This is a genomic window from Streptomyces sp. NPDC006309 (genome assembly GCF_040613095.1).
Lineage (GTDB): Bacteria > Actinomycetota > Actinomycetes > Streptomycetales > Streptomycetaceae > Streptomyces.
This window is the reverse complement of sequence record NZ_JBEXRO010000027.1, coordinates 37,726-60,132: the sequence shown is the minus strand read 5'-3', so window position 1 is coordinate 60,132 and position 22,407 is coordinate 37,726. Positions and strand designations below refer to the sequence as shown.

Annotated in this window: 18 protein-coding genes; 13 read left to right on the top strand and 5 right to left on the bottom strand. The window is 73.6% G+C overall.

The genetic code is table 11. The annotated features are described in order from the left end of the window. Positions 1-46 precede the first annotated feature (46 nt). Both ABZ117_RS28475 and ABZ117_RS28470 read right to left on the bottom strand, forming a co-directional pair. Positions 47-1,681, bottom strand: a complete 1,635-nt coding sequence (locus ABZ117_RS28475; protein ID WP_356824660.1) for a multicopper oxidase family protein — start codon at positions 1,679-1,681, stop codon at positions 47-49. 128 nt (positions 1,682-1,809) lie between these two features. Then, complete coding sequence (locus ABZ117_RS28470) at positions 1,810-2,481, bottom strand: lysophospholipid acyltransferase family protein (protein WP_356824659.1); 672 nt, start codon at positions 2,479-2,481, stop codon at positions 1,810-1,812. 385 nt (positions 2,482-2,866) lie between these two features. Here ABZ117_RS28470 and ABZ117_RS28465 point away from each other — a divergent pair, with 385 nt between their 5' ends. The 3 genes from ABZ117_RS28465 to ABZ117_RS28455 all read left to right on the top strand — a co-directional run bounded on the left by ABZ117_RS28465 (position 2,867) and on the right by ABZ117_RS28455 (position 5,184). After that, on the top strand, positions 2,867-4,042 hold the full coding sequence (locus ABZ117_RS28465) for a glycerophosphodiester phosphodiesterase (RefSeq protein ID WP_356824658.1): 1,176 nt from the start codon (positions 2,867-2,869) through the stop codon (positions 4,040-4,042). A gap of 92 nt (positions 4,043-4,134) precedes the next feature. After that, positions 4,135-4,641, top strand: coding sequence for a sigma-70 family RNA polymerase sigma factor (locus ABZ117_RS28460; protein WP_356824657.1), 507 nt, complete (start codon positions 4,135-4,137; stop codon positions 4,639-4,641). Positions 4,642-4,686: 45 nt separating this feature from the next. Beyond that, a complete protein-coding gene (locus ABZ117_RS28455; protein WP_356824701.1) occupies positions 4,687-5,184 on the top strand; it encodes a GNAT family N-acetyltransferase in 498 nt (165 codons plus the stop codon). Between the two features lie 68 nt (positions 5,185-5,252). Here the strand turns inward: ABZ117_RS28455 and ABZ117_RS28450 are convergent, their stop codons facing one another. Continuing rightward, positions 5,253-5,672 carry a hypothetical protein gene (locus tag ABZ117_RS28450; protein ID WP_356824656.1) on the bottom strand — a complete coding sequence of 140 codons (420 nt, stop codon included), beginning with the start codon at positions 5,670-5,672 and terminating at the stop codon, positions 5,253-5,255. A gap of 1 nt (position 5,673) precedes the next feature. Beyond that, entirely contained in the window at positions 5,674-6,033 is a 360-nt protein-coding gene (locus tag ABZ117_RS28445) for a hypothetical protein (RefSeq protein ID WP_356824655.1), read from the bottom strand. A 69-nt stretch (positions 6,034-6,102) separates the two neighbouring features. Between ABZ117_RS28445 and ABZ117_RS28440 the strand changes: the two genes are divergently transcribed. From ABZ117_RS28440 to ABZ117_RS28400, 9 genes are all read left to right on the top strand, one after another. Further along, a complete protein-coding gene (locus tag ABZ117_RS28440; protein WP_356824654.1) occupies positions 6,103-6,753 on the top strand; it encodes an HAD family hydrolase in 651 nt (216 codons plus the stop codon). A gap of 386 nt (positions 6,754-7,139) precedes the next feature. Further along, entirely contained in the window at positions 7,140-8,183 is a 1,044-nt protein-coding gene (locus tag ABZ117_RS28435; RefSeq protein ID WP_356824653.1) for an ATP-binding cassette domain-containing protein, read from the top strand. Continuing rightward, positions 8,180-8,917, top strand: coding sequence for a methionine ABC transporter permease (locus ABZ117_RS28430; protein ID WP_356824652.1), 738 nt, complete (start codon positions 8,180-8,182; stop codon positions 8,915-8,917). The genes ABZ117_RS28435 and ABZ117_RS28430 overlap by 4 nt, the downstream gene beginning before the upstream one ends. A 66-nt stretch (positions 8,918-8,983) precedes the next feature. Further along, complete coding sequence (locus tag ABZ117_RS28425) at positions 8,984-9,814, top strand: MetQ/NlpA family ABC transporter substrate-binding protein (RefSeq protein WP_356824651.1); 831 nt, start codon at positions 8,984-8,986, stop codon at positions 9,812-9,814. Between the two features lie 170 nt (positions 9,815-9,984). Beyond that, positions 9,985-10,623: a GNAT family N-acetyltransferase gene (locus ABZ117_RS28420; protein ID WP_356824650.1), complete on the top strand. Its 639-nt coding sequence runs from the start codon at positions 9,985-9,987 to the stop codon at positions 10,621-10,623. A gap of 100 nt (positions 10,624-10,723) precedes the next feature. Continuing rightward, on the top strand, positions 10,724-11,935 hold the full coding sequence (gene cbiE / locus ABZ117_RS28415; RefSeq protein WP_356824649.1) for a precorrin-6y C5,15-methyltransferase (decarboxylating) subunit CbiE: 1,212 nt from the start codon (positions 10,724-10,726) through the stop codon (positions 11,933-11,935). A gap of 341 nt (positions 11,936-12,276) precedes the next feature. After that, entirely contained in the window at positions 12,277-16,722 is a 4,446-nt protein-coding gene (cobT, locus tag ABZ117_RS28410; protein ID WP_356824648.1) for a nicotinate-nucleotide--dimethylbenzimidazole phosphoribosyltransferase, read from the top strand. Between the two features lie 169 nt (positions 16,723-16,891). Continuing rightward, a complete protein-coding gene (gene cobA / locus ABZ117_RS28405; RefSeq protein WP_356824647.1) occupies positions 16,892-18,124 on the top strand; it encodes a uroporphyrinogen-III C-methyltransferase in 1,233 nt (410 codons plus the stop codon). An 84-nt stretch (positions 18,125-18,208) separates the two neighbouring features. Beyond that, positions 18,209-19,027 (top strand): RNA methyltransferase, encoded by an 819-nt coding sequence (locus tag ABZ117_RS28400; RefSeq protein ID WP_356824646.1) that lies wholly within the window; start codon positions 18,209-18,211, stop codon positions 19,025-19,027. 565 nt (positions 19,028-19,592) lie between these two features. Here ABZ117_RS28400 and ABZ117_RS28395 read toward each other — a convergent pair. Then, a complete protein-coding gene (locus tag ABZ117_RS28395; protein WP_356824645.1) occupies positions 19,593-21,050 on the bottom strand; it encodes a serine/threonine-protein kinase in 1,458 nt (485 codons plus the stop codon). A 603-nt stretch (positions 21,051-21,653) separates the two neighbouring features. Here ABZ117_RS28395 and ABZ117_RS28390 point away from each other — a divergent pair. Further along, complete coding sequence (locus tag ABZ117_RS28390; protein ID WP_356824644.1) at positions 21,654-21,830, top strand: hypothetical protein; 177 nt, start codon at positions 21,654-21,656, stop codon at positions 21,828-21,830. Positions 21,831-22,407 lie beyond the last annotated feature (577 nt).

The following is a 22,407-nucleotide window of genomic DNA, read 5'->3' as shown; positions in this document are numbered from 1 at the left end:
CGCGGGGCGCCGCGCGGCCGACTCCCCGGCGCCCGCGCCCGTCAGCTCAGCGCTGGTATCCCAGCACCGTCATCATCCCGGTCTCCGAGTGGTACTGGTTGTGGCAGTGCAGCATCCACAGCCCGGGATTGTCGGCGTCGAACTCGACGACCAGCTTGCGGTGCGGCAGCACCACCGCCGTGTCCTTGAGCGCCCCGGCGGCGTCCAGCCCGGTCATAGAGAACGTGTGCCCGTGCAGATGCAGCGGGTGCCACATGTCGGTGGCGTTGATGAGGGTGAGCCGCACCCGCTCACCGGCCTTGACCGGATGGCGGCGGCGCACGTCGAAGGCCTGGTGGTCGAAGCCCCAGTCGTACTTCTCCATCGTGCCGGTCACCCGGATCCGCAGTTCCCGGTCGGGCTTGCGGTCGCGCAGCGCCACGGACTCGGCCGGCACCAGGCGCCGCGCCGGGACGACCTTGCCGTCCAGCTCGTCGGGCCGGACGTCCGGCTTCGGCACCTCCCTGCCCTTGCCGGTGCGCAGGACGGCGAGTGCCTGGCCCTTCTTGCCCTCGGCGAGCGCGACGAGGGGGAAGACCCCGTCCTTGGCGGTGACGAGGACGTCGTAGCGCTCGGCCATGCCCACGAGCAGGGCGTCGGTCTCCGTGTGCCGCACGGGGTAGCCGTCGGTGTGCGTGACCGTCATCGTGTGGCCGCCGAGCGCCACCCGGAAGGCGGTCTCGGAACCGGCGTTGATGATGCGCAGCCGGATGCGGTCGCCGGGACGGCAGCGGAACGCCGAGGGACTGGTGTTCACGCGCCCGTTGACCAGGTAGTGGGGATAGTCGACGCTGCCGCCGTCGCCGTGCAGGATGCGGCTGTGGGACTCGCGCAGCACCCGGGAGGGGCCCGCCGGCTTCCTGGACGGGGACGCGTGCGCGCTCGCCGACCCGTGCGGGCCCGGGCTGCCGTGGCCCGGGCCGGCCATGCCGTGCATGGACATGGAGCCGTCCGCGCCGGGCTTGAGCTGGCGCAGCACCTCGTCGGGGGTGGAGCCCTGCACGCCGTCGACCCAGTCGTCCAGGACGACGAGCCACTCCTTGTCGTAGGACAGGGGCTCCTTGGGGTCGTCGACGACGAGCGGCGCGTACAGCGCGCGGTCGGGCTGCATCCCGACGTGGGAGTGGAGCAGATAGGTGCCCGGGTGGGGGACGGTGAAGCGGTAGCGGAAGTCCGCCCCGGGCTTGATGGCCGCCTGGGTCAGGTCCGGTGTGCCGTCCATGTCGCAGCGCAGCCGCACCCCGTGCGAGTGCAGGGTGGTCGTCGCCGGCAGCCGGTTGGTGAGCGTCAGATCGAGCACGTCGCCGGCGGTGACCCGCACCAGCGGGCCGGGGAGCGACTCGTTGTACGCCCAGCTGCGCACGGAGCGCCCGCCCAGGTCCAGCGTGCTCTCGGCAGCGGTGAAGCGGTGCGTGCGTACGCGGCCGGAACCGCGTTTCCGCTCGGCGGCACGAACCTCCGGGTCCGAGGGGTTGACGTACCCCCGGGGACCCGGTGGGACGAAGTCACCCTGGACGCCGCTGTCTTCGGGGCCCGAGCGGGGCCCGGAGCCGGACCGGGAGCTGGTGCAGGCTGCCAGGAGCCCCGCGCCCGCGCCGGCGACGGGGGCACGGAGCAGGGTACGCCGAGAAGGAGTGGACATATCTGAATGAGACATGTCGTGTGGTCATATGGCCGGGAGATACGGCCGAATGCCCCATGTGTCGGGGAAAGATTCCTCCGGCAGGCGGACGGACGCGTGTCGCCGCGCCCCCTCGGACCGGAACCCGGCTATGCCGCCTTCGCCTTCGTGGCGTACATGTCGACGTACTCCTGACCGGACAGCCGCATCACCTCGGTCATCACGGAATCCGTCACCGCCCGCAGCACGTACCGGTCCCGGTCCATGCCCTCGTACCGGGAGAACTCCATGGCCGCACCGAACCGGACGGTGACCCGCCCCGGCCGCGGGAAGCCCTTGCCGCCCGGCTGGAGCTTGTCCGTGCCGATCATGGCGAACGGGACCACCGGTGCGCCGGTCATCAGCGTCAGCCGCGCGATACCCGTGCGCCCCCGGTACAGCCGGCCGTCGGGCGACCGCGTGCCCTCCGGGTAGATGCCGAAGACCCGGCCCTCCTCCAGGATCCGGCGCCCCGTCATGAGCGCGGCCACGCCGCCGTTCGCCCCGTCCCGGTCGACCGGGATCATGCCGACGCCGGTGAAGAACCACGCCATCAGCCGGCCCTTGAGGCCCTTGCCGGTGACGTACTCGTCCTTGCCGATGAAGCACACCTGCCGCTTGGTGACCACCGGCAGCACGATCGAGTCGATGAAGGTGAGGTGATTACCGGCCAGGATCACCGGGCCGTCCCCGGGGATGTGCTCCGCGCCCTCCACCTGTGGGCGGAACATCAGACGCATGATCGGTCCGAGCACTGCCTTGATGAGCGCGAAGCGGGACAACGGGTCCTCCGACGGCGAGGGAAGCGATATGAGTCTGTGCAGGTGAGGACATTACTCGCGGGTCCGGTCCGGGCGCACATCGGGAACGTCGGGTTCACCGAGGCCTTACGAAGAGTTGACGCGGGTTTACCTGCGGTTGCGTGCCGGTGGCGGCCCGTCACGTCCCCGCGCCGATGTGACGCACATCGCGCGCCCCGGGAACCCGCCGCACCGACGGCCCGTCACCCTGCGCCGCCCGAGCGGACAGACGACCGCACCCCGGTGTTCGCGCCGGGGTCTCCCTCCCGTCATGTGCCCGCCCCTACGATCGGGCCGCACCGAGGCGCGGCCCGGCAGACGGAGCGCCGAGATCAGGACACAGGGCGAAGGCGGCAGGAGAGCGCTCATGGACAGCGACCAGGCGAACGGGCAGACGCAGGGAACGGGACGGCGGGCGCTCCTGGGCGCGGCGGTGCTCGGCGCGGGCGGAGCGGCCCTCGGGCTGCCCGGCACGGCCCGGGCCGCCGGGACCCGGACGGCTGGGCACGGGGGCCGAGGGCTGAAGAGCCTGCCGGTGCCGACGATCATCGGCCACCGGGGCGCCAGCGGCTACCGCCCCGAGCACACCTTCGGCTCGTACGAGCTGGCCCTGGACCTGGGCGCCGACGTCGTCGAGGCGGGCGACCTGGTGCCCACCAAGGACGGCCACCTGGTCTGCCGGCACGAACCGGAGATCGGCGGCACCACGGACGTCGCCTCCCACCCCGAGTTCGCCGACCGCAGGACCACCAAGGTGCTGGACGGCGTCTCCACCACCGGCTGGTTCACCGAGGACTTCGCGCTCGCCGAGCTGAAGACGCTGCGCGCGGTCGAGCGCATCCCGGCCAACCGGCCGCACAACACCCTCTACAACGGCCGCTGGCAGATCCCCACCTTCGAGGAAGTCCTCCAGTGGCAGGACGAGCAGACCCGCAGGCGCGGCAGGCAGGTCTGGATCTACCCCGAGACCAAGCACCCCACCTACTTCCGCGGGCTGGGCCTCCCCCTGGAGGAGCGGGTGGCGAAGCTGCTGCGCAAGTACGGCAAGGACGGCAGGAACGCGCCGGTCATCCTCCAGTCGTTCGAACCGACCAGCATCCAGCGGCTGAACCGGCTGGTCGACAACCCGCTGGTCGTCCTGCTCTCCTCGGCGGACAGCCGCCCGTACGACTTCGTCGCGGCCGGCGACCCGCGTACGGTCGCCGACCTCATCACCCCCAGGGGGCTGCGGGAGATCGCCGGCTACGCGCAGGGCATAGGCCCGACCCTGGACCTGGTCATCCCCCGGAACACGGACGGCACCCTCGGCCGGCCCACCACGCTGGTCGCCGACGCGCACAGGGTGGGCCTGGTCCTGCACCCCTACACCATGCGCAACGAGAACCCCTTCCTGCCCGCCGAGTACCGCAAGGGCGGCGCGGCCGACGGGTACGGCGACGCCCTCGGCGCCTTCAGGACGTACTTCGCGACCGGCATCGACGGTGTCTTCACCGACAACGCCGACACCGGGCTCCTCGCCCGCGAGGACTTCCTGAACCGCTGAGCGCGTCAACCTGCGCACGCCCCGGCCCCCCGTCAGGGGTGACTCTGCGCCGCCCCGGCAACCCGCCGCCGGGGCGGCTCGTCGTTCCGCATATGACGCCCGACCTGGTAGCCGCCCTGCACCCCCTGCTCACCGCCGAGGCCTCCGCCGAGGCATATGCCTCCGGGAGCGAGCCGGGCGACCTGGAACAGGCGGTCTGGCTCCGCCTGCTGGAGCGGCTGGAGACCGACGGGCCGCCGCCGGACCCGCAGGGCTGGCTGCGCAGGGCCGTGCGCGCGGAGGCCCGCCGCACCCGCCGCACCATCCGCCTGGAACGTCCGTACGCCGTCGAGCCGGCCGACGACGCCCGTCCCGGCCCCGAGCAGGACGCCCTCACGGCCGCCCGGTACCGCGCGCTGCGGGACGCCGTCCGCCGCCTGCCCGGCCGCTGCCCCCGCCTCCTGGAGGCCCTGCTCTCCCCGAAGGACCCCACCTACCGGGAAATCGCGGGGGAGTTGGGTATCTCACAGGGCAGTCTCGGGCCGGAACGCTCCAGATGTCTGGGATGTCTGCGGCGTTTGCTCAGCCCGGAGGTTGCTTCCCGCGGAGCGCGGGGATAGGAGTGGGGGACGACAGGTGATCAGGTGAGCGGGAGGCGTGCGCACATGGGCATGAGCGTGACCATCTCGGTGGCGACCGGGCAGGACGCGGAGCAGATCTTCAGGCTCCAGTACCTGTGCTTCCAGAGTGAGGCGGCGCTGTACGGCAACTACCGCATCGACCCGCTCGTCCAGACCCTGGAGTCCGTCCGCCAGGAGGTCGACGGCGACTGCGTCTTCGTCGCCCGGCTCGGCGAGGAGGTGGTCGGCTCCGTGCGCGGCAGGGTCACCGACGACGGCGCCGCGGCCATCGGCAAGCTCTGCGTCCACCCGCGCCTCCAGGGCCACGGCATCGGTGCCCGTCTGCTGCGCGCGGCCGAGACGGCACTGGCCGGGGAGCGCGGCGCCACCCGGTTCCGCCTCGTCGCCGGCCACCGCAGCGAGGGCAACCTGCGGCTGTACCGCCGGGTGGGATACCAGACGGTGGGCCGGGCCAAGGGCGCCGACGGCGTCGACATGATCATCCTGGAGAAGCCGGCCGGGGAGTACGCGCAGACGGCCTGAGGCACGGTGCCCCGCGAGGGGTGCCCGGAACCGCGCGGCCGGCCCGCGCGGTCCCCGGGCCGTCGCCCTCAGGCGCCCTTGCGGTCCCGCGCCCTGCGCAGCCAGTACAAGGCGGACAGCGGCAGCAGCACGGGGATGAAGACGTAGCCCATGCCGTAGTCGGACCACACGGTGGCGTCCGGGAAGGCCGAGCGGTCGACCAGCGTCCACGTACCGACGAGCAGCACCCCGGCCAGCTCGGCGGCGCAGCACACCGACGCCGCCCGCCGGGCCGTCTCCCCGCCCCGCACCAGCGTGTACGTGATGAACGCGTACACGACACCGGCCACGGCCGACAGGGAGTACGCCAGCGGCGCCCGGTCGAACTCCGTGGCGATCTGGTACGCCGACCGCGACAGCGCGCCGACCACCATCACGCCGTAGAACCAGACGAGCAGCAGGCCAGGCCCGCTGATCAGCCGGACCGGCTTCTCCTCCACCGCGGTCACCTCAGCCTCCCCAGATGTCGTAGAGCCGCACTTCCAGCACGGCCAGCACCACGGCGCCGGCCGCGACCGTCACCGAACCCCAGCGCGTGCGCTCGGCCAGTGACATGAAACCCGCCGCCGGGACGCACGCGAACGCGCCCAGCAGATACGACACGAAGATCGTCGTGCCCTGCTCCGGCTTCTCGCCCCGGACCAGCAGCACGATCCCGGCCACCAGCTGGATCACCGCCAGCAGCGACACCACCGCCATGCCGATGAAATGCCAGTCCTTGGTCGGCTGGTCGCGGTACGCGGCCCAGCCGCACCAGGCGGCGAGCAACAGCGCGGCGACCCCGGTCACCAGCATCAGGACGTTGAGCATGCCGTGACCCTATTACGGCGGAAAAGGCCCACCGCCGCCGACCCCGGCGTACACCGTAGGGTCGCAACCATGACGATCCACGCACACGCCCTCCTGTTCGACAACGACGGCACCCTCGTCTCCTCCCTCGACTCCGTCGAGCGCTGCTGGACCCGCTGGGCGCGGGAGTACGGGATCACCGCGGAGGAGTTCGGGCGCGTGGAGCTGCACGGACGCACCGCGGTCGAGATAGTCGGCGACCTGCTGCCCGCCCGCCTGGTCCCCGAGGCCGTCGCCCGGGTCGAGCAGCTGGAGGTCGAGGACGTACCCGACGGCGGTGTGCGCCTGCTGCCCGGCACCCGGGCCTTCCTGGACTCCCTGCCGGCCGACCGCTGGGCCGTGGTCACCTCCGCCACCCGCCGCCTGGCCGAGGCCCGCCTGGCCGCCGTCGGCATCTCGCCGAAGGCCCTGGTCTCGGCGGACGACGTCACCCGCGGCAAGCCCGACCCCGAGCCCTACCTGCTCGCCGCCCGGCAGCTCGGCGTGGACCCGGCCCGCTGCGTCGTCTTCGAGGACGCCCCCGCCGGACTCCGGGCGGGCCGCGCGGCCGGCATGACCACCGTGGCATTGGCCACAACGCACCCGGCGCGCGAGCTGGACGCCGACCTGGTGGTGCCGGACCTGTCGGCCCTGTCGGCCCTGGTCACCGACGAAACCGTGGAGATCACCGTCCGCGGCTGAACCCTGTCCGCGGCTGTCCACTATCCGGACAGCGGCGACCGGTCAGGACCGTACGTCTGCTTTACTGATCGCATGACCACGACGAGCAGCCGCATCCTTGCGACCGAGGCGACCAGCACGCCCGGTGCTCGCTGTATGTGTCCGTGTCGAATGTGCGCCTTCTAGAGGGCCCCCGCACCAGCCGAGCCTCGCGCCCCGAAGCGAGAGCCGTGGCCCGTCCCGCGCCGGCACCCCGGCGCACGTGACCGAGGCCGCCGCGCGCACACGCCGTTCTCCCCGGTTCCCCCGCCACCCGAGAACCGTGCCGCGTCCCTGACCGAACGCACACCACGCATTCGTGCCCGGGCACACCCGCGCCCGCGCACTCGACAGTGACGGAAACCCACGTGATCACCACCTCGGGCCTGACCAAGGTCTACCGCTCCCGCGGCCGTGAGGTCACCGCCCTCGACGGCGTCGACCTGCACGTCCGCGAAGGCGAGGTCTACGGCGTCATCGGCCAGTCCGGCGCCGGCAAGTCCTCCCTCATCCGCTGCGTCAACCTGCTGGAGCGCCCCACCTCCGGCACCGTGACCGTCGCCGGGCAGGACCTCACCGCCCTGGCCGGCCGCGGCCCGCGCGCCGGCCGGGAACTGCGCCGCGCCCGCAGCCGGATCGGCATGGTCTTCCAGCACTTCAACCTGCTCTCCACGCGGACCGTCCAGGACAACGTCGAACTGCCGCTGGAGATCCTCGGCAAGTCCGGCAGGGAACGCTCCCGCAAGGCCCTGGAACTGCTGGACCTGGTCGGCCTCGGCGACAAGGCCAAGGCCTTCCCGGCCCAGCTCTCCGGCGGACAGAAGCAGCGCGTCGGCATCGCCCGCGCCCTCGCCGGCGACCCCAAGGTGCTGCTCTCCGACGAGGCCACCAGCGCCCTCGACCCCGAGACCACCCGCTCCATCCTCCAGCTGCTGCGCGACCTGAACCGGCAGCTCGGCCTCACCGTCCTGCTCATCACCCACGAGATGGACGTCGTGAAGTCGGTCTGCGATTCCGCCGCCCTGATGGAGCGGGGCCGCATCGTGGAATCCGGCACCGTCGGCGAACTGCTGGCCACGCCGGGCTCCACGCTCGCCGCCGCGCTGTTCCCGGTGGGCGGCGAGGCCTCCGGCACCGACCGGACCGTCCTCGACGTCACCTTCCACGGCGAGGCCGCCACCCAGCCGGTCATCTCCCAGCTCTCGCGCACCTACAACATCGACATCTCGATCCTCGGCGCCGCCATCGACACCGTCGGCGGCCTCCAGATCGGCCGGATGCGCATCGAACTGCCCGGCCGCTACGAGGACAACGTGGTGCCCGTCGGATTCCTGCGCGAGCAGGGCCTCCAGATCGATGTCATCGGCCACGAGGGCGACGAGTCCCCGCTGGTCAAGGAAGGTGCGAAGTGACCTGGTCCGAGATGTGGGAGCTGCTGGAGCCCGAGTGTTGGAACACCCTCTACATGGTCGGGTGGTCCACGCTCATCGCCGTCGTCGGCGGTCTGCCGCTGGGCATCCTGCTCGTCCTCACCGAACGCGGCGGCCTGCTCCAGAACGTCGTGGTGAACAAGGTCCTCGGGCAGGTCGTGAACATCACCCGCTCGATGCCGTTCATCATCCTCATGGTCGCGCTGACCAACGTCACCCGCTTCGTCACCGGCACCAGCATCGGCCGTGACGCGGCCATCGTGCCGCTGGCCATCGGCGCCATCCCGTTCTTCGCCCGGCTCGTCGAGACGGCTGTCCGCGAAGTGGACGGCGGGCTCGTCGAGGCCGTGCAGTCGATGGGCGGCAGCACCTTCACCATCGTCCGCAAGGTCCTGGTGCCCGAGGCCCTGCCCTCCCTGATCGCCTCGGCCACCACCACCCTCGTCGCGCTCATCGGCTACTCCGCGATGGCCGGCACCGTGGGCGCCGGCGGCCTCGGCGACCTCGCCGTCCGCTACGGCTACCAGCGCTTCGAGACCGGACTGATGTGGGTGATCGTGGCGATCCTCGCCGTCGTCATCACCGTCATCCAGTTCGCCGGCGACCTCGCGGCCCGCTCGCTGCACCGCCGCGGCGCCCGCTCCGGCCCCGGCCCCCGGCTCCGCCTGCTCAAGGCCAAGGAGCCCGCGGCGGCCGACATCGGCAAGGTCGCCTGACCGTCCCCCCGAAGACCCCCGTAACCCGACACGGGGTCGCACCACCCATAAGGAAAGGCACTTTTCGTGCGTAACACCGCCAAGCTCACCACCGCCGTCCTCGCCGCCGGAGCCCTCACCCTCGGGCTCACCGCCTGCGGCTCGGACAAGGGCTCCGGCTCCTCCGACCACAGCGGTCCGCTGGTCGTCGCCGCGAGCCCCACCCCGCACGCCGAGATCCTCAACTACGTCAAGAAGAACCTGGCGAAGAAGGCGGGCCTCGACCTGGAGGTCCGGGAGTTCACCGACTACATCACGCCGAACACGGCGACCGAAGACGGTGACGTGGACGCCAACTACTTCCAGAACCAGCCCTACCTCGACGACTTCAACAAGAAGCGCGGCACGCACATCGTGCCCGTCGTCACGGTGCACCTGGAGCCGCTCGGCCTCTACTCCCACAAGATCAAGAAGGCCGACGCCCTCAAGAGCGGTGCGACCATCGCCGTCCCGAACGACGCCGTCAACGAGGCCCGCGCCCTGAAGCTGCTCGCCTCCCACGGGCTGATCACCCTCAAGGGCGGCGTCGGCACCGAGGCCACCCCGCAGGACATCGCCAAGAACCCCAGGAACCTCAAGTTCAAGGAGGTCGAGGCGGCCCAGACCGCGCGCTCCCTGGACGACGTGGACGCGGCCGTGATCAACGGCAACTACGCCATCTCCGCCGGCATCAAGCCCGCGAAGGAGGCCCTGGTCCTGGAGTCCGCGAAGAACAGCCCGTACGGCAACTTCCTCGCCGTGAAGAAGGGCAACGAGACGGACCCGCGGGTCAAGAAGCTCGCCAAGCTCCTCACCTCGCCCGAGGTCAAGAAGTTCATCGAGGACAAGTACCAGGGTTCGGTCATCCCCTCCTTCTGATCCCCTCCTTCTGACCCTCCTTCCGGTCCGTCGCGCCTGATCCCCCGCTTCCGATCGCGACGGCGGTGGCACCGTCGGCCCCTCGGCCGCCGGTGCCACCGCCGTCCTATGCTGGCACTTCAGCAGGCCTGACGGTCTTTCGAGAACCACCGAAGGTTACGGAGCGGCGCATGACGAGCACCTTCCCCAACATCTCCATCAGCACGGAGCGGTTGGTGCTGCGCCCCTTCGACGAGGACGACGTCCCCGCCCTGGCCGAGATGATGAACGACGAACAGGTCATCGCCTGGACCACCGTCCCGCACCCCTACACCGAGGCCCACGCCCACGAGTGGATCACCCGGTCGGCTCCCGACGAGCGTACCGGGGGCCGGGGCATCGTCCTGGCCGTCACCGAGTTCCTCACCCAGCGGCTCGTCGGCACCGTGCATCTGAAGAACACGGACCGGCGCATCCGCTCCAGCGAGATCGCCTACGTCATCGCCCCCTGGGCCCGCGGCGAGGGATACGCCTCCGAATCCGTCCTCGCCATCGCCGAGTGGCTCTTCCACGACCAGAAGTTCGAGCGCCTCGAACTACGCACCGCCGCCGGCAACACCGCCTCCCAGCAGGTGGCCCAGCGGATCGGCTGCATCAGCGAGGGCGTCCTCCGCAACGCCTGGATAGCACGCGCCAGGACCGGGAACGGTTACTGGACCGAGGTACGCACGGACGTCATCCTCTGGAGCCTGCTGCCGGAGGACCTCGCCGGAGTCGGTGAGCAGCAGGCGGCCGCCGACGGATTCACGTCGTACCCGGACTGGAACTGAGCCCGCCGGCGCCCGGCCCCCGCACCCCACCGGGTACCCTCACGGAGCCCGCCCCGGGCCCCCTTGGAAGAGCCGCACAACCCACTGGAGACTGACGACGATGGCCGACCGGGTCACGGTGATCGGCTGGGACGGCTCGCCGCTGACCGCCGCGGCACGCGCCGCCCTCGGCGCCGCCACACTGGTGGCCGGCGCCGCCCACCACCTGGAACTCCCCGAGCTGCCTCCCACCGCCGAACGGGTCCGCCTCGGCAGCCCCGCCCTGGCCGCCCGCCGCATCGCGGCCCACCGCGGCACCGCGGTCGTGCTCGCCGACGGCGACCCCGGCTTCTTCGGTGTCGTACGCAGCCTGCGCGCGCCGGAGTTCGGCCTCGAGGTCGAGGTCGTCCCCGCGGTCTCCGCCGTCGCCGCCGCCTTCGCCCGCGCCGGCATGCCCTGGGACGACGCGCAGGTCGTCGTCGCCCACCCGCGCACCCTGCGCCGGGCCGTGAACGTCTGCCGCGCCCACACCAAGGTCGCCGTCCTGACCGCGCCGGGCGCCGGCCCCGCCGAACTCGGGCTCCTGCTGGAGGGCGTGCACCGCACCTTCGTCATCTGCGAGGAACTGGGCACCGCACGCGAACAGGTCAGCGTCGTCACCTCCGACAAGGCCGCCGACCACATCTGGCGCGACCCCAACGTCGTCATCGTCATCGGCGGACCGGCCGGCGCCGGCGAGGGCGGCGGCTGGATCGCCGGACGCGACCCGGGCGCCGGCCCGCGCGGCTGGGTGCAGCCCGACGAGACCTACGGCGGCGGACTCGGCGAGGGCGAGACGGAACTGCTGCGCGCCGCCCAACTCGCCCGGCTCGGGCCCCGGGCCGGCGACCTCGTCTGGGACATCGGCTGCGGCAGCGGCGCGTTCGCCACCGAGGCCGCGCTCGCCGGAGCGGCCGTCATCGCCGTCGACCACGACCCGGCGGCCTGCGCCCGCACCGAGGCCGCCGGCCACCGCGGCGGCATCCAGCTCCAGGTCGTCCACGGCAGCGCCCCGCACGTGCTGGAGGACCTGCCCGAACCGGACGTCGTGCGCGTCGGCGGCGGGGGACCGGCCGTCGTCCTCGCGGTCGCCGACCGGCGCCCGCAGCGCATCGTCACGCACGCCGCGACCCGGGACGCCGCCGAACGCGTCGGCCGCGACCTGTCCGAGCACGGATACCGGGTCGAATGCGCCCTGCTCCAGTCCGTCGAACTCGACACCCGGGCCTGGACGGAGACCGAGCGGAGTGTCGCGTTCCTGCTCAGCGGGGTACTTCCGGATCGCGCCCCGTGATCGGGTTGTCGTACCGCGCGCGGTAGGCTGGCAGATCGTTGTACCGCACCGGCGGCCCGAACTTCGTTCGCCAATGTCCGGAACGCACGCCCGTTTTGGGGTGGGTGTGGTACGGCGGACCGGAGGACGCGCAACGTGGCGCAGTCCACAGCGGGCTGTCGCGGATCACGCTGTCGCGACGGCGCGACGACCGGGACAATGCCACTGAATGGCTTTGTCGCCTTTTCCGGCGGGTCGTTCGTGCCGCTGGGCACGGACGCTCGTTCTCACTGCGGGGCGGGCGGTGCGCCGTTCCGGGTGAGCGGGTCGTAGGAGCATCAACCGATGGGCGAGGGGTACGCATGACGGACACCGGCCAGGTCCCGGGCGAGGGGCAGCCGGAGAGCGCAGGCATGGTGGAGCAGCCGGGCGTTCCCCCGCACGGTGCGTACACCTACCTCTCCGAGGCTCCCGCCGAGGACGAAGACCTGCTGCTGCCGGGTGCCCAGGGCGCGTGGGGCAACGAAGTGCCGCCCCCCGCCCCGGAACCGGTGGTGGAGGCCGTCCACGAGCCGGGCCCGCACGAGACGGCCGGCCGGGACACCGGCTCGGTCGACCTCAACGGTGTCCGCCTGCCCAGCTCGGGCCCGGCGTCCGTGCCGCCGTCCCCCATCCTCTCGGCGCCGCACGACCCCGCGTCCGCACCCCAGCCGCCGCGCCGTCCGCTGCACCTCGGCCCGCCGATCCCGGACGCCTCCGCGAGCCCGGTCCGCTCTCTCGCCGACCGCGGCCCCGCAGGAGTCCCGGTACGGCAGCCCGGACCGGCCGTCGCCGCCGGTCCCGAGTACCTCGACGCGCAGCCGCTGCGGGACATGGTTCCCCAGACCGCGGTCCCCTGGGGCGCGGCCCCGGCCCAGGTCCCGGCTGCCGAAACGGTTGACCCGGCCGACGCGGCTCAGGCCGCGATGACCCGCCTCGCCGGCCAGGCCGCGGCCGGGACACAGCCGGCCGACGCCCACTGGAGCCCGGAGCAGGCACCTGTCGTGCACGCCCACGACGTCCTGTCCGCCACGGCCGCCGGACAGGACGGCGGGGACGCACAGGCACCGGTGGCGGCTGGTACCGAGGGTGCGCAGGTGCCCCCGGCGGAGGCTGCCGACGGTGTTCAGGTGCCGGTGGCGCAGGGCGCCGAAGGAGTTCACGCGCCGGTGGCACAGACTGCCGGCGGCGTCCCGGTCCCGGTGGCGCAGGGCGCCGACGCGCCCGTCGCCGAGGCCGCGCACGTGCCGGCGGCGCCGGACGCCGACAGCGCGCACGCCGCCGACGGTGCGCAGACGCCCGTGGCCGGTGCGGAGGTGCCCGACGGCACCCTCCCGGCCGAGGTGTTCCCGCCTGCCCAGGCCGAGCCGGCTGCCGACGGCACCGCGAACGAGGGCCCGGTGTCCGTGCCGGACGAGGCCGCCGAGGCGCCGGGCGGCGCACCCGGCCCGGTGCACGCTCAGGGCGCCGGGACGGCCGCCGGGCAGGAGACCACTGGCCAGCTGCCCCCGGTCGCACAGGCGCCCGTGACGGACCCGGCCGCCCAGTACCTTCATGTCGAGGACCTTCCCGCCGAGGAGGTGCCGGACCACGCCGTACCGGCCGGGGCGCCGGACAGTGCGCTGTCCGCGGAGGCCGTTCCGGTTGCCGCGGACGCCTCGGAGGCGGGCCCGGTGACCGGGACGCCGCCGGCCGCGACGGCCCCGGCCGAGCCGATGGCTGCTGAGGCGCCGGCCGCCGAGGCGGCTCAGCCCGTCGCACCGGCCGAGCCGCACGCGGGCACCTGGCCGGACGCCGGTACCGAGCACGGCGACGCCGCGCCGGCCGAGGCCACCGGCCACATCGACGGTGCCGCGCAGCCCATCGGCGATTTCCAGCCGACCGACGCCGGGCAGACCGCCCACGCCGGGCAGGCCGCCGCAGCCGCGCACGCCGCTGAGGCCGCGCGGCCCCAGCCTCCCGCCGCCGCCCAGGCGCAGGCCGACACGCAGGCACCGCCCGTCGCCGTCGAGGCCGTGGTGGAGCCCGTCGACGCGGCCGGTGCCCGACACGCCGTCCAGGTCCCCGAAGCGCCGGCGGCCCCGGACGGCACCCAGATCCCCGGCACGGCTCCCGCACACGAAGCTGCCGGCGTCGCCGAGCCGACGGCCGCCCAGGCCGTCGAGGCCGTCGCCCCGCAGGGCGCGGCCGGGGGCCCCGGGGCAACCGCTCCGGTCCAGCCGGGTCCGGACGCCCCCGGCGCCGCACCGGTCGCCGAACCCGCCTTGGACCAGGCAGCGGAGGCAGCGGAGTCCGTGGCACCCGCGCCTGCCGCCCCGGCCCAGGACGCCGTACCCCTCCGAGCCGTGGGCGACAGTGCCCCCGAGGCCGCCGCCCCGGCCGAGCCGGTGGAGCCCGAGCCGATGGAGCCCACCGTGTTGCAGGCGCAGGGCCCGCAGGTCGTCGAGCACGCCCCGCACGGCGCCGAGACCCCGGCCGCCCCGGCTGCCGACCGGCCCGCCGGCCCGCAGCCTCTGCCGCAGGTTCCGGACACCGCCGTACCGGACACCGCGCACCCCGAACCGACGGACCCCGCGCCGGCCGCCACGCACACTCAGAACCCGGACCAGCCGCTGCCCTCGGCCGTCCCGGAGCAGCCGCTGCCCCCGGCCGTCCCGGCGCAGCCGCACGCGGAGCAGCCGCTGCCCTCGGCCATCCCGGAGCAGCCGTCGCCCCCCGTCATCTCGGAGCCCACGCACCCGGAGCAGTCGTTCGGGCAGTTCGTGCCGGTGCAGGGGCAGGTGCCCACCACCCCGCACCTGGCGCCGACCCCGCCCCACCCCATCGTCCTGCCCAGGGACGAACAGGCCCCCCAGGGGCCGCAGGAGCAGCCGGAGGCGGTGGCGGCCACCGTGCCCGCGCCCCGCGAGGGCGAGCCCGCCGCACCGGAGGCGGAGCCCGCCCCCGATGTCGTACAGCACGCGGAGGACCTGCCGACCAGGGCCGCCGACCAGGAAGAGAGCACGGCCGCAGTGGCAGAACCACGACAGTCCACCGGCCCGGCCGCACCCGGCTACGCCGACGCCGAGCGCGAGGCCGTCCTGAAGGTGATGCGCGAGCGCCGCGACATCCGCAACGGCTTCCGCAGCGACCCGATCCCGCACGAGGTGCTGCTGCGCGTCCTGGAGGCCGCGCACACCGCGCCCTCCGTGGGGCACTCGCAGCCCTGGGACTTCGTCGTCATCCGGTCCGCCGAGACCCGCCGGACCATGCACGAACTGGCGATGCGCCAGCGCGAGGCGTACGCCAAGTCGCTGCCGAAGGGCCGGGCGAAGCAGTTCAAGGAACTGAAGATCGAGGCCATCCTCGACACGCCGGTCAACATCGTCGTCACCGCCGACCCCACCCGCGGCGGCCGGCACACCCTCGGCCGTCACACCCAGCCGCAGATGGCGCCCTACTCCTCGGCGCTCGCGGTGGAGAACCTCTGGCTCGCCGCCCGTGCCGAAGGCCTCGGCGTGGGCTGGGTCAGCTTCTTCGACGAGCGGGAGATGGTCCGCGCGCTCGGCCTGCCCGAGCACCTGGAGGTCGTCGCCTACCTGTGTGTCGGGTACGTCGACGAGTTCCCGGACGAGCCCGAGCTGATGCAGGCCGGCTGGTCCAAGAGGCGCCCCCTGTCCTGGGTGGTGCACGAGGAGACGTACGGCCGCCGCGCCCTGCCCGGAGAGGACCCCCACGACCTGCTTGCCGAGACCGTCGCACAGATCCGCCCGCTCGACGCCAAGGCGCTCGGCGAGGCGTGGGAGCGTCAGAAGCGCATGACCAAGCCGGCCGGCGCCCTCGGCATGCTGGAGATCATCTCCGCGCAGCTGTCCGGGCTGTCCCGCCAGTGCCCGCCGCCGATCCCGGAGCCCGCCGCCGTGGCGATCTTCGCGGGCGACCACGGTGTGCACGCCCAGGGCGTCACCCCCTGGCCGCAGGAGGTCACCGCCCAGATGGTGGCCAACTTCCTGGGCGGGGGAGCGGTCTGCAACGCCTTCGCCGCCCAGGTCGGCGCCGAGGTGTGTGTCGTGGACGTGGGCGTCGTCGCCGACCTGCCCGCCACCCCCGGCCTGCTGCCCCGCAAGATCCGCGCCGGCACCTCCGACATGACCACCGGCCCCGCGATGAGCCGCGAGGAGGCCAGGGCGGCCATCGAGGTGGGCATCGAGACCGCCCGCGACCTGGTGGCGGCCGGCAACAAGGCGCTGCTCACCGGCGAGATGGGCATCGCCAACACCACGGCGTCCGCCGCGCTGATCTCCGTCTTCACCGGCGCCGACCCGGCGGAGGTGACCGGCCGCGGCACGGGCATCAACGACGAGACCCTGGCCCGCAAGACCGAGGTGGTCCGGCGCGCGCTGGAACTGCACCAGCCGGACCCGGCCGACCCGATCGGCGTCCTGGCCGCCATCGGCGGCTTCGAGCACGCGGCCATGGTCGGCCTGCTCCTCGGCGGCGCGTCGCTGCGTACGCCGGTGATCCTGGACGGCGTCAGCGCCGGTGCGGCCGCGCTCGTGGCCCGCGCCATCGCCCCCGAGGTGCTGGCGGCCTGCATCGCGGGCCACCGCAGCGCCGAGCCGGGCCACGTCGCCGCGCTGAACAAGCTGGGCCTGCGCCCGCTGGTCGACCTGGACCTCCGTCTCGGCGAGGGCACGGGCGCGCTGCTGGCCCTGCCGCTGGTGCAGAGCACGGCCCGGGCGATGCACGAGGTGGCCACGTTCGACTCGGCGGGAGTCACCGAGAAGTAGGCGTCACGGACATCCGAGAAGTAGGCGTCACGGACATCACGGGTGGCCCGGTGCTCAACTGCCGGACCACCCGTGTCGTCTGCTCCGCCCGCACCGTAAAATCCGCACGTCAGGGCCGCTCCGCAGTCGCAGCGGGCCCACCGCACCGCCGCAGGAGGAGCCGCCCCTCATGGCTGAACACCCCGCCTACCCCGTAGGCCTCCGCCTCTCCGGCCGCCGCGTGGTCGTCCTCGGTGGCGGCCAGGTCGCCCAGCGCCGGCTCCCGGCGCTCATCGCGGCCGGCGCGGACATCGTCCTCGTCTCCCCGCAGGCCACCCCGTCGGTGGAGGCCATGGCGGACGCGGGCGAGATCGCCTGGCTCCGGCGCCCGTACGAGGACGGCGACCTCGCCGAGGCCTGGTACGCCCTCATCGCCACCAGCGACACCGAGGCCAACACGCGGGCCTCCGCCGAGGCCGAACGGCACCGTGTCTGGTGCGTGCGTTCCGACGACGCCGAGCAGGCGACGGCGTGGACCCCGGCGACCGGTCACAGCGAGGGCGTCACCGTCGCCGTGCTCACCACCCACGCGCGCGGACGCGACCCCCGGCACACCGCCGCCATCCGGGACGCGGTCGTCGAGGGACTGCGCGACGGCACCCTCGTCGCCCCGCACCACCGCACCCGCACCACCGGTGTGGCCCTGGTCGGCGGCGGCCCCGGCGACCCCGACCTGATCACGGTCCGCGGCCGCCGGCTGCTCGCCGAGGCGGACGTCGTCATCGCCGACCGGCTGGGCCCGCGCGACCTGCTGGCCGAACTCCCGCCGCACGTCGAGGTGATCGACGCGGCGAAGATCCCGTACGGCCGGTACATGGCCCAGGAGGCCATCAACAACGCGCTCATCGAGCACGCCAAGCAGGGCAAGGCGGTCGTCCGGCTCAAGGGCGGCGACCCGTACGTCTTCGGGCGGGGCATGGAAGAGGTCCAGGCGCTCGCCGAGGCCGGCATCCCGTGCACGGTGGTCCCCGGTATCTCCAGCTCGATCTCGGTGCCGGGCGCGGCCGGCATCCCGGTCACCCACCGGGGCGTCGCCCACGAGTTCACCGTGGTCAGCGGCCATGTCGCCCCGGACGACGCACGCTCCCTGGTCGACTGGCCGTCGCTGGCCAGGCTCACGGGCACCCTGGTGGTCCTGATGGGCGTCGACAAGATCGGGAAGATCGCCGAGACGCTCGTCGCGCACGGCAAGTCCCCCGAGACGCCGGTCGCCCTGGTCCAGGAGGGGACCACGGCGGCGCAGCGGCGCGTGGACGCCACCCTCGCCACGGTCGCGGAGACGGTACGGACCGAGGACGTCAGGCCCCCGGCGGTCATCGTCATCGGCGAGGTCGTGCGCGCCGGCTCCACGCCCGGCGCATGACAGCGGTCTGATCCGCCCGACCCGCGGTAGCCCCATCCGTTCCCGGTCGTTCCCACCCCACCCAGGACAAGGCAGTATCACCCTGTGGCCGAGCTCATCACCCTCGACGATCCCGACGACCCGCGCCTGGCCGACTACACGGGCCTGACCGACGTCGAGCTGCGCCGCAGGCGCGAGCCCGCCGAGGGCCTGTTCATCGCCGAGGGCGAGAAGGTCATCCGCCGGGCCAGGGAAGCGGGCTACGAGACGCGCTCGATGCTGCTCTCGGCCAAGTGGGTCGACGTCATGCGCGACGTCATCGACGAACTCCCGGCCCCGGTGTACGCCGTGAGCCCCGAACTCGCCGAACGCGTCACCGGCTACCACGTGCACCGTGGCGCGCTCGCCTCTATGCAGCGCAAGCCGCTGCCGACGGCCGCTGAACTGCTCCGCACCGCCCGCCGGGTCGTCATCATGGAGTCGGTCAACGACCACACCAACATCGGCGCGATCTTCCGCTCGGCGGCGGCCCTCGGCATGGACGCGGTGCTGCTGTCACCCGACTGCGCCGACCCCTTGTACCGGCGGAGCGTCAAGGTCTCCATGGGCGCGGTGTTCTCGGTGCCGTACGCCCGCCTGGAGACCTGGCCGAAGGGGCTGGAGTCGGTCCGCGAGGCCGGCTTCACGCTCCTCGCCCTCACGCCGGACGAGAAGGCCGTCACCCTCGACGAGGCCGCCCCGCACACCAGGGACCGGGTCGCGCTGATGCTGGGCGCCGAGGGCGACGGGCTGTCCGGGCGGGCGCTGGCCGCCGCCGACACATGGGTACGCATCCCGATGTCGCACGGCGTCGACTCGCTCAACGTGGGCGCGGCTGCCGCGGTCGCGTTCTACGCGGTGGCGACAGGCCGACCGAGCGTCTGATCCGTCGGAACGCTGATCCAGGCGGCCCGGCCGTCACCCGCCGCCCGCCTCGGGGCCTCTCCCCGGCGGGCCGCCCTGCCTGGCGTGACGGCATGGAAGCCGGTGTCCGGGTGGGCCGTCGTACCGAGGCGGGCGGTCATGCCCGGCCGGCTGCGTGGGAGTGCGGGCCGGGGCGGTCCGTCATGCCTGCTCCACCGCCTGGAGGTCTCTGCCTGGCGGGCCGTCACGCCTGGGCTTGCCGCTTGGGAGCCGGTGTCCGGGCGGCCGTCGTACCGAGGCGGGCGGTCATGCCCGGCCGGCCGCCTGGGAGTGCGGGCCGGGGCGGTCCGTCATGTCTGTTCCACCGCCTGGAGGTCTCTGCCTGGCGGGCGGGCCGTCACGCCTGGGCTTGCCGCGTGGAAGCCGGTGTCCGGGTGGGCCGTCGTACCGAGGCGGGCGGTCATGCCCGGCCGGCTGCCTGGGAGTGCGGGCCGGGGCGGTCCGTCATGCCTGCCCGACCGCCTGGGGCTTCTCCCCGGCGGCCGTCTGGCGTCCCGCCCCCGGGGGCTGTTGTTCCGGGAGGCGCTCACTTGCCGGCGTCGCGGCTCAGTGTCGAGGTGTACCGGTCGGACATGAGCTTGCCGTTCTCCAGCGGCGGGTAGCTCGGCTGCGCGTCCTGCTGCCGCTGTACGCCGCCGTCACGGCCGTCGCCGCCCAGCCCGCGCGCCGGCCCCTGGCAGCCCTGGGCCACCGCGATCCCGAGCGCCACCAGCAGCGTCACCACCACGAACACGAACAACCGCTGCCGCAGCAGCCGCGGATTGGCCGGCCGCCGCCCGGTCCGCGACGGGCGCTGCCCCGGCCGCCGGGAATCGCCGCGCGGAGCGGGCCGGCCGCCACTGCCTGAGCGCGGAGCACCACCGCGCGGCGCCGGTGTGGGGCGTGCCCTGCCCGGCCGGGCGGCGGCACCCGCGCCGCGCGCACCGCTGCCCCCGCGCGAGGCGACCCCGCCGCGGAACGGCCCGTCACTCCGTGAGGGCATCCCGCCGCGCGACGGCTCACCGCTCCGGGAGGGGGCGCCCGCGCGCGGCAGCGGCGTACCGGAGGAGGTACGCCGCTGGACGCGCTGCTGTTCGGGATAGGTGTCGGCGAGCCGCCCGGTGGGCCGGTCCGCCTCGGCGGCGCGCGGCGCGGGCGGCCGTGCGCCGTCCAGGCCCTGCGCCTCCCGCGCGGCGATCTCCTTGAGCCGCAGCGACAGCTGGAGGGTGCTGGGCCGGTCCTCGGGATCCTTGGCCAGGCAGGCCCGGATCAGCGGGGCCAGCGCGTCCGGTACGCCGTACAGCTGCGCTTCCTCGTGCACCACCCGGTACAGCATCACCTCGGAACTGCCGTGCCCGAAGGGCGAGTCACCGGTCGAGGCGTACGCCAGGGTCGCGCCGAGGGAGAACACGTCCGTCGCCGGGGTGACCGCCGCGCCGCGGACCTGCTCGGGCGCGAGGAAGCCGGGGGAGCCGACCGCGGTGCCCACGTGGGTGAGGGTGGAGGCACCGGTGGCCCAGGCGATGCCGAAGTCGATGATCCGCGGCCCCTTGGGGGACAGCAGAATGTTGGACGGTTTCAGATCCCGGTGGACGACACCCGCCTCGTGCACGGCGACCAGTCCCTCGGAGAGGGCCGCGCCGACCGCCGCGGTGTCCGCCGCGGAGAGGGGGCCCTCGTCGGCGACCTTGTCGTGCAGGGAGGGGCCGGGCACGTACTGGGTGGCGAACCAGGGCCGCTCGGCCTCCAGGTCCGCGGCGACCAGGCGGGCCGTGCATCCGCCGCGGATGCGCCGGGCCGCCGACACCTCGCGCGCGAACCGCGACCGGAACTCCTGGTCCTCCGCGAGGTCGGGCCGGATCACCTTCAGCGCGACGCGCTGCCCCTTCTTGTCGGAGCCGAGATAGACCACGCCCATCCCGCCCGCGCCGAGCCGTCGGTGAAGCCTGAACGAGCCGACGACGCGCGGGTCCTCGCGCCTCAGGCGCATCATCGCCATGTTCATCCCCGCTGCCCGGTCCCTGTGACGTGGCACAGCTTACGTTTCCACGGCCGCCTGCGCGCAGAGGCCGCGCCCTCTCGGCCTGGCGGATTGTGTACGCCGTTCGGGGGAGGTGAAACCGGGTCAGCGGGCCGTGAGACACAGCCGGTTGGCGGGACGTACGACGGCAACCCCCGCATATGACGCAGAAGTTGGGCTCCCGTGAGGGTGTCGGGTGTCGCGCGGTACGGTCGCCGGTGAGGTGCCGTGGGCAGCCCCCGGGCCGCGTCGGGCACCGGATCGCGCTCCACCTCCCGCCCCCCTCCCGGCCCCGTCACGGGTGATCGAAGTCTCACTCCACCGGGCGTGCCGGACGCGTCGGACATGCCCGGACACAGCGGGCAGCCCCCTCCGGGAAGACCCCGAGACCCGCACCCGCGCCTCCACCCAGGGGAGTAGTCCGCAGGTCGTGGCTCATCCTCCGGGAGGCCCGGCAATCGGTACGAGGGCATGACGCCCGGTGTCCGCCGCGCACCTAGATTTGAGGTCAAGCGGCGGGTGCAGCACTCGTCCCCCGAGGTCAGACACCCGCCGCCTATGACAACCGAAACGGTCAGGAGAGGGACCATGGCCCACCCGGCACCGCGGCGCACCGTGTTCGCCTCCCGCCGGACGGGCCGTCGCCACCCACTGGTGGCGACGCTCATGGCCCTTCCCCTGGCGGCCCTGCTCCTGCTCGTCTTCGACGGCTGGGAGACGGTGGCCACACAGGCGTCGTCCGTGGGTGCGATGCTGGGGCGCTGAGCGGCGCCCCCAGGCCCGGAAGAGCGGTCCGGGCGGGGACATCTATCCATGAAACCCCGTGGGGACGGGGGTGCGGCGGACGGCACAGATGCCGGCGCAGCTGGGGAGCTGCGCCGGCATTAGCCGTTCCCCGGCACACGGACAACCGGCGCCGACATCAGCGATCCCTCGCGCCCGAACGCGGCACGCCGCCACGACCGTCCCCCTCCGGCGAGCGAACTGTGCGGCCCGAGCCGGGCTCCCACGAGCGCGCCGCGTCGGCGTCTGCCTCCGCCCTCCGCGAGCGAGCTGTGCCGCCTGAGCGGTTCCCCTTTCCCACGAGCGCCCCGCGTTGGCGTCTGTTTCTACCTCCCGCGCACCGCGCCCCCATGCCCACGGGGCACCGGCCCAGACACGCCGGCCCGGTGGCGGCCGCCTCCCCGCATGCCGCCCGTCTCTCTGTCGGCACTCGCTGCTCCGTAAGCGGCAGCCCGCCGGGCGAGGCGGGCTGCCAGGCAAGACGCCTCCTGCCTGCGGGCCCCTGGCCTTGCGAGCCGTCTTCAGTCTGGCGGGGCCCCGGCCCAGGAAGCCGCCTTCC

Excerpts from the sequence above, each read along its gene's own strand:
- ABZ117_RS28420 (WP_356824650.1), top strand. The coding sequence starts at position 9,985 with ATGACGAGCACCTTCCCCAACATCTCCATCAGCACGGAGCGGTTGGTG.
- cobT (WP_356824648.1), top strand. The coding sequence starts at position 12,277 with ATGACGGACACCGGCCAGGTCCCGGGCGAGGGGCAGCCGGAGAGCGCA.
- cobA (WP_356824647.1), top strand. The coding sequence starts at position 16,892 with ATGGCTGAACACCCCGCCTACCCCGTAGGCCTCCGCCTCTCCGGCCGC.
- ABZ117_RS28440 (WP_356824654.1), top strand. The coding sequence starts at position 6,103 with ATGACGATCCACGCACACGCCCTCCTGTTCGACAACGACGGCACCCTC.
- ABZ117_RS28465 (WP_356824658.1), top strand. The coding sequence starts at position 2,867 with ATGGACAGCGACCAGGCGAACGGGCAGACGCAGGGAACGGGACGGCGG.
- ABZ117_RS28455 (WP_356824701.1), top strand. The coding sequence starts at position 4,687 with ATGGGCATGAGCGTGACCATCTCGGTGGCGACCGGGCAGGACGCGGAG.
- cbiE (WP_356824649.1), top strand. The coding sequence starts at position 10,724 with ATGGCCGACCGGGTCACGGTGATCGGCTGGGACGGCTCGCCGCTGACC.
- ABZ117_RS28390 (WP_356824644.1), top strand. The coding sequence starts at position 21,654 with ATGGCCCACCCGGCACCGCGGCGCACCGTGTTCGCCTCCCGCCGGACG.
- ABZ117_RS28445 (WP_356824655.1), bottom strand. The coding sequence starts at position 6,033 with ATGCTCAACGTCCTGATGCTGGTGACCGGGGTCGCCGCGCTGTTGCTC.
- ABZ117_RS28475 (WP_356824660.1), bottom strand. The coding sequence starts at position 1,681 with ATGTCCACTCCTTCTCGGCGTACCCTGCTCCGTGCCCCCGTCGCCGGC.
- ABZ117_RS28395 (WP_356824645.1), bottom strand. The coding sequence starts at position 21,050 with ATGAACATGGCGATGATGCGCCTGAGGCGCGAGGACCCGCGCGTCGTC.
- ABZ117_RS28460 (WP_356824657.1), top strand. The coding sequence starts at position 4,135 with ATGACGCCCGACCTGGTAGCCGCCCTGCACCCCCTGCTCACCGCCGAG.